Genomic DNA, 11,634 nt, shown 5'->3' on the forward strand with positions numbered 1-11,634 from the left:
TTGATGGAATAGGTGGTGCCCATTGTCTGGCCGGTAAACACATACTCCTGGGTTGCCAAAGACCGGGCAGGTAAAAACAGTGTTGTTCCCATGAGCAGCATCAGTGCAAATATAAATGTTGTCATATACTTGGTTTCAGGCATGGATATTATTCTCCTGGTTTTGTTTTATTAAGACAGTCCGGTCTTAAAACACCGGATTAAGTGTTTTTAAAAGTCTTGAGCCGGCAATCACCGATCGGACTTCCCGTTTGAACGCCGTGTGCCGGTTGTACTTTTGTTTGCAAAATTGATCGAACAGGTTTTGGGCGATTTCAGTCTCGCCTTTTGCAATAAAAACTTCAGCAAGGCTTCCCAATACCATTGCCGCCCTGTCATAGGCCCCCCTGTGGGTATTGGAAACAATCTCATCCACCCGTTTCCTTCCGATTTCCTGTGCCCATTCAAAATATTGCCCTGTATGGTATTCAGACAGTTTTGCGGCCTTGAGCCCGCTTAAAATTTCGTCATAAAAGAAAAGAGATGGCGTTTTTTTATCTGCAACGGCAACTCTGTCAGAATAAGCGTACCAGTTATCAAGACCCCGGTTCAGGACCTGCTTTATGGCGCCTGCGCCGGTCTCATACCCTGAGGCCGCCGCAACAACACAGCCGAATACCAGACCGACATTGAGCCCGTAAGACCAGCCAATGCTGTTGGCATCCTTTACCATCTCCACGGCATTCTTGAGGTTCCCGTTCATGAGCAGTGCTTTTATGTAAAGATTTTTTTCATCATCACTCATGTTCTTTTTTTTGGAGTAAAAATTCAGGATTCGGGCCAGCCCGGTTTCCCGCTGGTTAAGTTTGATTGCTTCTGCCATGGCCTGTGACATATTCTCATCATTGGGGCTGGAATAAAATTTTTCAAATTTCCCTTCAAGGACACCCTCGTCGTTTCCTGCGGACCGGGATGCCTCGACCAGAACCTGGCTGAGTTCTTCCCTTTTTTTGCCTTTTTTAACCAGCGTGATGGCCTGCCTTGCGATGGTAGACGCTTTATCAAACTGTTTCTCCGCCATGAGCAGATTCAGCCAGAACAGATATCCATTGGGCTGGGCACTGCCCCATGCCCTGGCCAGTTTTTCCACCCCTTTGATGCCTTCGGTTTGATGCACCGCTTCCAGCAGCAGGGTTGACGGCCTGCCCTCAAGCCCTTTTTCTTCCAGCAGGGATTTCCATTTCGGATAAAACGACTCAAGGTCTGCCATTTTCTCCTGCCTGGCGTTCATTACATCACAAAGCATGGGATAGGCGGCATTGTTCTCTGTTTTGTCGTACCGGAGTGAGGCATCCAGGTTCATGGCGTCTGCAAAGGCCTCAATCTTTTGTTTTCCATCGGAACTATCATATATACAGCGGGCATGTCGGGCCCGCTCCTCCCGCCAGTCAAGATCAGGATAGGGCAGATAAAAGTCGGATTTTTCCAGTTCAGCCATGAGTCTGAACAGGGCATCGTATACAATCCGGGCATCCGCTGTATCCCCGTTTAAAAACAGGGTTCCGGCCTCTGCAAACAGGGCGACCATATCATTTGACTGCTCGTTGCTGATCAGGTCCGGTTCATCATCATAATTCGTGTCTTCCCAATCCCAGTCGTCAAGGGCCTCATAATTCCCGTTTTCAATGGCCTCAATCCGCTTTAAAATCTCCTCTTTCAATGCCTGTATGTCGTCAAGCAGCTGATCCACGTCTGCAACAGCGTTGATTATGTTTTCAGCTCCCGGAGACCGGGCCTTAATTCTGTCAAGAAATCCAAGCCGTCCGGATGAGGATTCATCCTGTGCCAGTTTGAGAACCAGTTCAATTAGCTGTTCCTTTGACAATGGCCGGCAGATATTTTCCACAGCCTCAAGATAGGGCCTTAATGCTATTGTGTTTTCTTTCATATTTTATCCTTAAATTATAAGATCTCCGGATGAGGAGAATGCGATCCGGCAGGGGGTCATCTCCTTAAGGCAGGATAGTTTTTCGGTTTCACGGGCCAGTCCTTCACTCACAAGAAAATCCGTCGTGTGCATGGTGTCCCTGATAATCACCGCCCGGACCTTTTCAGGGGGCACCGGACCAATGGTTTGAAACCCTGCCTGAACGGCCTTTTCCTCATTGGGCAGCCGGACCGGAATGGATGCTTTTTTAAGAGACATGGCGGTCAGGGCATTCATGAGCGTGGCCTGGTAATCCATGCCTGCAAAGACTTTTTCGGTGATGATGTCTGCATTGCCCAGGCCGATGGCATTGCCTGCCGTGTTTGCGGACAGGTCCAGGATCACCAGCCGTTTGACATCAAGGCTTTGGGAAAAATCATCTTCCATTAAATCACAGGTCCTGCCGGTGACATTGGGGTCCATGCCTGACCCGCTGATCTCCTTGCCGATTTGCCGGACCACCAGCAGATCCAGATTTCTATACGGCAGGCTGGGGAAATGGGATTTGGCCAGGGCTAAAAGGTCCGGTTCCCTGGTGCTGATTTTGGCCGCCGGTATCACGTCAATTTTCATAACCTGGTCATAAGCGTCCTCCACCACACCGATGCCCAAGCAAAGGTTGGTTTGTTCAATAATGGTATCGCCCATGGCTTTGAGAAGCGTGTGAAATCCGTATTTCAGGGCAAAATTATGATAGGTCAAGGCGCCCGTGTGTTTACCCATGCCCACTACCAGCATTTTGTAAAGCCCGCTTTCCACATCACCTTTAAATTTGGTATGGGGCTTGATGCGGTTTATGCAGATGCTGTGGTCGGCTTCCATGGCCTTTTTTGAAAAATAGACAGGCACGTCATTAAACACGGTTCCGACTTTAACTGCATCCATTTGTGAAGCAATCGTTGCCTGGCATATTTTACTTGTAACGCCTAATTTTGCCAGGGTCTTTTCCTGGCCTTCGGGCGTGGCGCTGCCGTGGCTTCCCATGGCGGGAATGATGACAGGGTGGGCCCCTTTTTCTTTGATGCTCCGGCAGATTTGCGACACAAGATCCGCAATTTTGTTAATGCCCCGGCTGCCCACGCCAACGGCCACGGTCTGTCCGGGTTCAATGGCTGACTGATCCAGTGCCTTTGCCAGTTGTGCTTTCAGGTCGTTTGCCGGGTTCGGCAGTGCCATGGATGGCAAAGCCAGTTTTACCCGGTAAAATCCAGGGAAATTAAATTTTTTTTCAAGATATCCTGGGTATCTCATTTTTTGACTTTTTCAATTAAGGAAATTAACATGGGCCGTGTCTGCACCCTCTTTATTGGGGGAGGCACACGGATATCGTGGTCGTATCGGTATCTTCGGACAACGAGAAGTTGATGCTTCCACCATGCAATTGTGCCGTAAGCATCGCGGAATAAGTTCCAATACCGGTTCCCTGGGATTTGCCATAAGTAACAAATTTATCAAAGAACTTATCACGGATAGGCTCCGGGATAAGACCCTGGTTTTCTATGTCTATTTGTATGTTGCCCTGTTTTGGGCCAAGAATTCGGATGGCAACGGTTCCGCCATCAGGGGATGCCTCCAGGGCATTTGAGAACAAGTTGTTAATCATGATGTAAAAAAGCATCTCATCGCATAAAATTATGCAGGGGCGGCCGGCATCGGCAGGCGCGCCGTTCACGGATATTTTAAACTGGATCTGCCTTTGTGCCATCTTTTTAGCACACACCATGGTGATGCGGTCAAAAATAGGCATGACATCCACCAGGGCCATATTTACCGGACAAACATTCTGCTCCATTTTATACAGCACCATGGTTCGGTTGAGCATATCAATCATGGTAAAACAGGCATTAATCTGCTCCTGCGCCAGATTTTGCAAGGTGGTTTTCTCCAGAGTTTCAGAGTGTTTCATAATCTGGGCGATCCCTAATACGGCCTGAATCGGGTTCTTCAGATCATGGCGGTAAATCTGTTCCATTTGTTCCCGCAATTCCATATTCTCTTTGAGAATCCGGTTCTGGTATGCCAGTTCCTTTTTGGCCAGGGCCAGCTCAAGATGTGTTTTTATCTTGGCGCGGATGACGGCAAAATTAAAGGGTTTGGTAATATAGTCCACAGCACCCATCTCCAGCCCCTTGGTTTCATCCACCGCTTCGGTCAGACAGGTGACAAAGATGACCAGTACGTCCTGTAATCCGGGATCTTCCTTTATTTGCCGACATACTTCAAAACCGTCCATCCCCGGCATCAGGATGTCCAGCAGTACGATGTCAGGCACATCCTCCCGGATGCTTTTAAGGGCGGTGTCCCCGTCAGTTGCAACCCGGACATGGTAGTTGCCGCTTAAACAAGCCACCAGCGCGTCGATATCCGGCTCGCAGTCTTCAACCACCATCACCGACTGTTCATGTACGGCTCTCTGTTCCGGTTTCATTATTCTACCTCATATATAAATTGGGTGTCTGGACGCAAACCCGTGTTTGGACAAAAAAGCCATCACTAATTATCTAACATTGCATCGTTTTTATTTCATCCTCATGATCTGCAAACTCTATGGCAATGGCCCTGAACTTTTCTGCGTGCTGTTCAAACACATCCACTATTTCAGGATCAAAATGCTTTCCCCTTCCTTTAAGAATAATGGCCACGGCTTGTGAATGGGGCAATGGCGGCTTATACACCCGCCTGGAAACCAGCGCATCATAGACGTCTGCAATGGCCATCAACCGGCCTTCCACAGGGATATTGTTTCCTGAAAGCCCACGGGGATAACCGGAACCGTCCCATTTTTCATGGTGGGTTAAGGCAATGGTGCCTGCGCATTTCAGATAATCGCCTGTGTCCAGGCGTTTTTTGCCGGACAGCAATACCTCATATCCAAGTAGGGTATGGGTTTTCATTATATCGAATTCTTCTTTGGTCAGTTTCCCCGGTTTTTTAAGGATAGCATCAGGTATGGCAACTTTGCCGATATCATGCAATGGTGCGCATTTATAGATCCGGTCAATGGTCTCTTCATTTAATATTTCACTGAATTGGGGCAACGCTTTAAGCTGGTTTGCAAGCGCTTTGATGTAATGCTGGATCCGCTTGATATGCCCGCCGGTCTCGGGATCTCGAAACTCAGCCAGGGTGCCGATGCTTTCCATGCTGATTTCCTGGGTTAACAATACTTCCCGGGTTCTTTTGGCGACCAGGTTTTCCAAATGGTCCTTGTGTTGTTTCAATTCCAGATGATTTTTGACACGGGCTTTGACCAGTGCCGCACTGAAGGGTTTTGTAATATAATCCACGGCCCCTAAGCCAAGTCCCTTGGCCTCATTTTCCTCTTCGGACAGGGCTGTCAGAAACACGACCGGAATATCCCGGGTAGCGGTTTTGGACTTAAGTCTTTTGCAGACTTCGTATCCGTCTATGCCGGGCATCATGATATCCATAAGAATAATATCCGGTGGTACTTCTTTAATAATCTCCAGAGCCGATTCGCCGTCCATGGCCACACTGACCAGGTAATCATCGCCAAGGGTATCCACCAGGATATCCACATTGGTTTCAACGTCATCTACAACAAGAACGCGCATCTGAGATAAGTCGGTCATAATCTATCCTATGTCTTCTAACGTCACGATAAGTTTTTCAATGATTTCTGCAGCCGGTTTGAATTGGTACCTGGAAATCAGGCGAACCAACTCTGCTATATCAGACTCTATATGCGTTGGCCATGCCAGGGCGTTCATTTTTTTAATTCGGTCCTTTGCCGGCTTGGCCTCCTGTTTCTTTACGAACGGGGCAAGGTCATTCAACATCACGATCAGCTCTTTTTCGGATTTGATTTCCAGATTTTCCTTCACCAGCGCGCCTTTGGCAACTGATCCTGTAAGTTGATCCACCGAAGAGAGGACAAGGGGCAATGCTTGGGAAAACAGTGTCATCAGGGTGTCATATTCAGATTTCATCCTGTCACGAAAGGCTGTTTCCAGATTGGCTGCTGCCGCCTGCAGTTCTGTCATGCCGATATTGCCGGCCACGCCTTTGATGGAATGGGCCAGCCGTTGGGCATCTTCATCCTGCCCCTTTTCAATGAGATCCCTTAAATCCCGGTGAGCATGTGCATAATTTTGTCTGAATTTCTCCAGCAGGCCCAGATAGAGCGCCTCATTTTTATCCATGCGTGAAAGGGCCTGCTGTACGGATATTCCCGGAACGTCATTCAGGGAGATCTCTTTGTCCGGTTTTTCGCCAAAGCCATTTGGCACGGGCCTGTCTCCAGGTTTGATCCACCGGGAAAGGGTCTGGAAGAGCTCCTTTAAATCAATGGGCTTGCTCACATGGGAATTCATGCCCGCAGCCATGGCCTTTGCCCGGTCCCGGGGCATGGCAGAGGCCGTCATGGCCACAATGGGCAGAGCCCCGGCGGTTTTGTACCGCCTTATTTCACGGGTCGCCTCGTACCCGTCCATCACCGGCATTTGAAGGTCCATGAGAACCAGGTCAAAATCCTGGGACAGTGACATGGAAAGGGCTTGTTCTCCATTATTTGCAATCTGGACAAAAAAACCGGCGCTTTCCAGAATTTCCTTGGCAACCTGCTGGTTGATGTCGTGGTCTTCGGCCAGAAGAATATTGGCCCCCAGAATGGTTCTGGAAAGTTTTTGTTCTTCACTCTTTTGGATAGGTATCAGTTTTTGGCGACCAAATGCGCTGAGCAGGCTCTCAAAAAGCTGCGAGGCAGTGGTGGGCTTGACAATAATAGATTCAATTCCCATATCCCCGGCTTGGGAACGAACCTGCTCATCGTCCATGGTGCAGGCCAAAATAATCTTGGGCTGTCGGTTGGCCGGCATAATCCTCTGTATCTCCCGTACAGTTTCAAAACCGTCCATGTCAGGCATCTGAAGATCAACCAGCACAAGATCATAGGGCTGTTCAGCCGCGGCGGTTATCATGGAAAGGCCCTCTTTTCCGGATGATGCATCCCGGGCCGTGATGGAAAAATTGTTGAGCATCTGGATAAAGATCTGCCGGGATGCTGGGTTATCATCAATGACCAGTATTCTGATCCCGGTCATGGTATCATCCGGTTCAGGTTGTTTACGCGCCGCATTGGGGCCGAGTGCCATGGGTACGGTAAAGGAAAATGTACTGCCTTTCCCGGCAAGGCTTTCAAGGAAGATTTCGCCGCCCATCATTTCAATGATCCGTTTTGAAATGGCAAGCCCCAATCCGGTGCCGCCGTACTTCCGGGTTGTGGAGGAATCCGCCTGGCTGAACACTTTGAACAATTTCTTCTGCTGTTCCGGTGTCATGCCAATACCGCTGTCCGTGACACTGAATTTTAAAACAACCTGTTCTTTATACCTTTTAAGCATATCCACCGACACAATGATGTGACCTTTTTCGGTGAACTTCACTGCATTGTTGCCAAGGTTAACCAGAACCTGATTGAGCCTTAAAGAGTCGCCCTTCAAGAAGTTTGGAATTTCGGGGTCCACCCTGAACAGCACCTCCAGGTCTTTTTTGGCAGCCGCTTTGACCGTAATCAGGCCAGCCAGTTTCTCCATGGCTTCATCCAGACTGAACGGTACAATTTCCATATCCATTTTGCCGGCTTCAATTTTGGAAAAATCGAGAATATCGTTGATCAGGTTCAGCAGGGATTTGGCAGAGGCATCAATCTTGGCTGCGTAATCCATCTGTCTTGCATCCAGCCGGGTTTGCATGATCAGATGGGTCATGCCGATGATCGCATTCATGGGGGTGCGGATTTCATGGCTCATATTGGCCAGGAATTCACTTTTTGCTTTGTCTGCTGCCAGGGCTTTTTGTTTTTCCTTCCTGGCTTCGGCCACGGCCAAGGCCAGTTTTTTGTGGCTCTCCATCAAAGATGCTTCGGCTTTTCTAAGTTTTTTGTTGGAAAAAAGAATAATGCCCAGGATGGTACCTGAGACAAGGGTCATTCCCAGAATCCATTTCCACAAAAGGGCCCAGTTGGTTTTATGCTCAAACTGCATGCGGACCCAGTCATCCCGGATTCTGTTTTTTTCAGATTCGGGCATGTTGGTTAAAACCTTGTCAAGGATGGAGACCAGTTGGGGCCAATCCTTTCGTACCCCCATGGAGAGTTCAAATTTGTAGGGGGTTACCGCGGAAATTTTGATATTCGCAAGTCCCGTCTGTTTGGCGCTATATGTAATGGAGGCAAGGTTCCCCACAAACACATCAGCCCTGTTCTGGCTGATCCGCTTGAGGCCCTCGGCCACCGAATCAACAGGTGAAAGCTTAAATTTTGGAAAATCCTTTTGAAGAATTTCATGGGATATATAGCCTTCCGCCACTGCAATTGTTTTTCCTTTCAGCTCTTCAAGCCCGCTGATAAACGGAAAGTCCGTTCCCGCGGCAATGACCATGGGGAAAGAGAGATATGGTTTGGTGAAATTAAGAAATTGTGACCGCTTTGGGCTGGGGGTAATGCAGGCAAACAGATCGATCTCTTTTTGCCGGCCCTTGTCCATAGCCTGTTGCCAGGTCATGTCGGTCTGGGGTTGCATGGATATATTGAGTCGTTTTGCAATTTTTTTGATATATTCAGATGCCAGTCCTGAATATCCGTGTTCCATGGAATAGAATTCAAACGGCGGCCAGACCGGATCAATCCCCAGTCTTACGGTCGGATGGGCTTTCAACCATTCCTTCTCATCGTGGGAGAGCAGGAGCATGGTTTCCTGGTCAGTATCCTCCAGGTCCTCCATCCAGTGCTGGTTGATCAGCGGATGAGATTCCTGGGAGATATTTTCAATGGCTTTGTTAATGGATGAAACCAGAAGAGGCCACTCCTTTCGGATGCCAAGGCAGAGCCTGGATTCCGGCCAGGGGGCCGGTGCGGCAATTTTGAGCGTATCAATACCCTTTTTATTCAACAGATATTTAATCACCATGAGATTTCCGGCATAGGCGTCGGTTGTCCCGTTGGCCACATTCTCAAGGGCCGTGACCGTATTTTTAACCGGTTTAAGGATGACTTTAGGATATCGTGTCTCTAATCTGGATTGCAGAAAGTACCCTTCTTCAATGGCCAGGGTTTTTCCGGCCAGATTTTCTATTCCGGAAATGACCGGCGTCTCTTTTTTAGTCACGATGACATAAGGGCTGACAAAATAGGGTGTAGTGAATGACAGCCACGGCTCCCGCTCCTTTGCTTTGACAATGCAGGTAATTCCGTTTGCCTTGCCCGCTTTTATCATCTCTGTCATCTGGTTCCAGGTGTAGTCGCTGATGACTTCAAACCGGATGCCCAGTCGGCGCCCGATCAGATTGATATAGTCTGCAGCCACCCCTTTATACCGACCGGTGGGATCTGCAAAGCTGATGGGCGGCCAGCCGGCGTCGCCTAACAGCGGGATTACCTGATGGGCTTTGAGCCAGGCTTTTTCTTCCGGGGTCAGGAGATTGGCCATGGCGTTGTTCCCAAACTGTCTCAGGGAAGGATCTTTGATCCAGCGCGCTTCGATATCGGCCAGTTCAAGATCGGACATGGCGGCAATACCTTTGTTGACCGTCTCTAAAAGTGTCGGGTTGTTTTTTGCCACACCCGCATAAATGGGTTTCGTCATTTTTCCCTGGGGCAGAAGACCGTAATTTCCTTGTTCTCCCCTTTGTTCAAGCTGGACCGAGACATAAGGCAGTTCTGCAAAAAAAAGGTCAAAGGTGCCTTGGGATGCTTCCTGGAGCAGATCCTGATCCGTGGTCTGCACCAGAAAGACGCTGTCGTTTGCCTGTAAATGGTTTAACGGGATGGTACCGGCATCTGTGCCGACAATTTTCCCCTGTAAATCGGCCAGTGTTGTGGGCGCATCCGGTCCCAGTCTGTAAAAGAAACCGCTTTCCATCCGGTAAAAAGGTTGGGAGAATGCAATGGTTTTTTCCCGCTCTTTTGACTTGCTTAAGCCTGAATGTATATCAGCTCTTCCATCCTCAATGGCTTTTAATGAGTCGCCCTGGCTGAAAAATTTAAAATTTATTTTCCGGCCGGTTTTGGTTGCCCACAGCCGCCATACATCCAGCAGCATGCCGGACGGATGGCCCGTGGCACTGATCATGGACATGGGCGGATACTCATTGCCGCAGGCAATGGTCAATGCATTGCTATCCAGGTCCTGGGACCTGCCGGTCCATTTACGAAAAACAGCGGCTTTGTCGGCCTGGGGAATCTCCTGCATCCCTTTTCGTACGATTTCGGCCAGGAGGTTATTTCCCCGGCGTACGGCGCAGAACCAGTCTGCTTCGTAAAGCGGCTCCTGGTCAAAATACCGGTACTGGTTCATTATCCCCTTTTGTTTGAGCATGGCCAAAGCGATATTGGTATCTTTGACAAACGCCAGAATATCATCGGACTTGACAGCGTCAAACAGGGTCTGGTTGTCAGGGTATACGGCCAGGGTGGCATCGGGTAATTTTTGTTTCAGGTAATCAATGGCGGCATCACCCTTAATAATGCCAATGCGAAAACCACGCAGATCCTCCAGCCGATTTACGCCCAGGATATTTTTTTTCACAAAAAAATGGGTTCTGACCTTCACCACAGGCGCTATGAAATCAAGGGTTTTGCTTCTTGTCTGATTGAAAAAACACCCGCCATGAACATCGGCATCGCCATTTTGTACGGCGATAAGGGTTTGATAAAAGGGGAGGGGGGTGAAAACGACGTTTATTCCGGTCCGCTGGGCCCAAATATTCCAGATATCCACCACCAGGCCTGCAGGGTGATTCTCCTGATCCAGGAAATAATAGGGGATGCTGTCGGTGCCCACAGCCACGACAACCTCTCTGGGGGGGGTGCCGGCCATACCGGTGCTTGCCGTAAAAATAGATGCGAATAAGATGATTAAAATATATTTTAATCCGAAAAAGTATCTATTTGAGAGCATTTTGTCTTTCCAACAGAAACTAAGGTTTTGAAAAAAACCTTATTACTTTAGCTTGGAAAAAGCAACTGTTCGTTTAATACCCTACGAAAAGGAGAGATGCCCAGGCATCCGGACTCTTCCACCATCACACAATTCCATAAAATTATGGGTTGCGCCCCCCTTTTTTTTGTCTTATCTCTATACACCCTGTCACGGTACGGTATATGATTGCCTACAGGGCAGGTAACAATTAATGAATGATGCTTTGTCTGCGTCAAAATGATGCTTTGTCTGCGTCAAAAGGGTTGCTTCCCCCATCGATATAATTAACAACATGACTGAGGATCAACATGCAGTTGGATATTGATTTTGATTCCATTGAACAAATTTTTTCCAACGCCTGGGACCAGGACCGGGATTTTCTTTTTGAATCCGAAGTATATGCGCTTTTAGCTAAATCCGGGTCAGAAACTTTTCCCCGGACCCGGCTTATTGAGCGCGGAGCTCGAATTCCGGATGATGAGCTTGTGGCCATGCCGGGAAAAAAATGCGTGTTGAAAATAGTCTCTCCCTATATCATCCATAAGACAGAAGTGGGCGGGGTCCGGGTGGTGGATAATGAACCCGATAAGATCCGTTCCGCCATGCGCCGGATGTTCTACGAGGTGCCGGAACGCTATGCCGCCGGCTTGGCCCGTGCCCAGGAAGGGCTGCCTGTGCATTATCAAGGTCTGACCGGTGACGCCCTGACAGCTGCAGTTTCCCGGGATGT

6 protein-coding genes are annotated in these 11,634 nt (G+C 48.8%); 1 reads left to right on the forward strand and 5 read right to left on the reverse strand.

Annotated elements, in window-relative coordinates:
* Window positions 1-186: 186 nt before the first annotated feature.
* The 5 genes from AB7U36_RS09760 to AB7U36_RS09780 all read right to left on the reverse strand — a co-directional run bounded on the left by AB7U36_RS09760 (window position 187) and on the right by AB7U36_RS09780 (window position 10,802).
* The gene (locus AB7U36_RS09760) at window positions 187-1,926 is read right to left on the reverse strand and encodes a hypothetical protein (RefSeq protein WP_428159593.1); all 1,740 of its coding nucleotides are present in this window, start codon (window positions 1,924-1,926) and stop codon (window positions 187-189) included.
* A gap of 9 nt (window positions 1,927-1,935) precedes the next feature.
* Complete coding sequence (locus tag AB7U36_RS09765) at window positions 1,936-3,216, reverse strand: lactate racemase domain-containing protein (RefSeq protein ID WP_428159594.1); 1,281 nt, start codon at window positions 3,214-3,216, stop codon at window positions 1,936-1,938.
* Window positions 3,217-3,268: 52 nt separating this feature from the next.
* A complete protein-coding gene (locus tag AB7U36_RS09770; RefSeq protein ID WP_320397977.1) occupies window positions 3,269-4,393 on the reverse strand; it encodes a hybrid sensor histidine kinase/response regulator in 1,125 nt (374 codons plus the stop codon).
* Between the two features lie 73 nt (window positions 4,394-4,466).
* Window positions 4,467-5,558: a response regulator gene (locus AB7U36_RS09775; protein ID WP_320397976.1), complete on the reverse strand. Its 1,092-nt coding sequence runs from the start codon at window positions 5,556-5,558 to the stop codon at window positions 4,467-4,469.
* Window positions 5,559-5,561: 3 nt separating this feature from the next.
* On the reverse strand, window positions 5,562-10,802 hold the full coding sequence (locus tag AB7U36_RS09780; protein ID WP_428159595.1) for a transporter substrate-binding domain-containing protein: 5,241 nt from the start codon (window positions 10,800-10,802) through the stop codon (window positions 5,562-5,564).
* Between the two features lie 410 nt (window positions 10,803-11,212).
* Between AB7U36_RS09780 and AB7U36_RS09785 the strand changes: the two genes are divergently transcribed.
* A partial coding sequence (locus AB7U36_RS09785) for an acetate--CoA ligase family protein (RefSeq protein ID WP_428159596.1) occupies window positions 11,213-11,634 on the forward strand: 422 nt, incomplete at its 3' end.

The sequence above is a fragment of the Desulfobacter sp. genome (genome assembly GCF_050177295.1).

Coding starts and splice junctions, on each gene's coding strand:
- AB7U36_RS09760 (WP_428159593.1), bottom strand. CDS start 1,926: ATGAAAGAAAACACAATAGCATTAAGGCCCTATCTTGAGGCTGTGGAA.
- AB7U36_RS09765 (WP_428159594.1), bottom strand. CDS start 3,216: ATGAGATACCCAGGATATCTTGAAAAAAAATTTAATTTCCCTGGATTT.
- AB7U36_RS09770 (WP_320397977.1), bottom strand. CDS start 4,393: ATGAAACCGGAACAGAGAGCCGTACATGAACAGTCGGTGATGGTGGTT.
- AB7U36_RS09775 (WP_320397976.1), bottom strand. CDS start 5,558: ATGACCGACTTATCTCAGATGCGCGTTCTTGTTGTAGATGACGTTGAA.
- AB7U36_RS09780 (WP_428159595.1), bottom strand. CDS start 10,802: ATGGCCGGCACCCCCCCCAGAGAGGTTGTCGTGGCTGTGGGCACCGAC.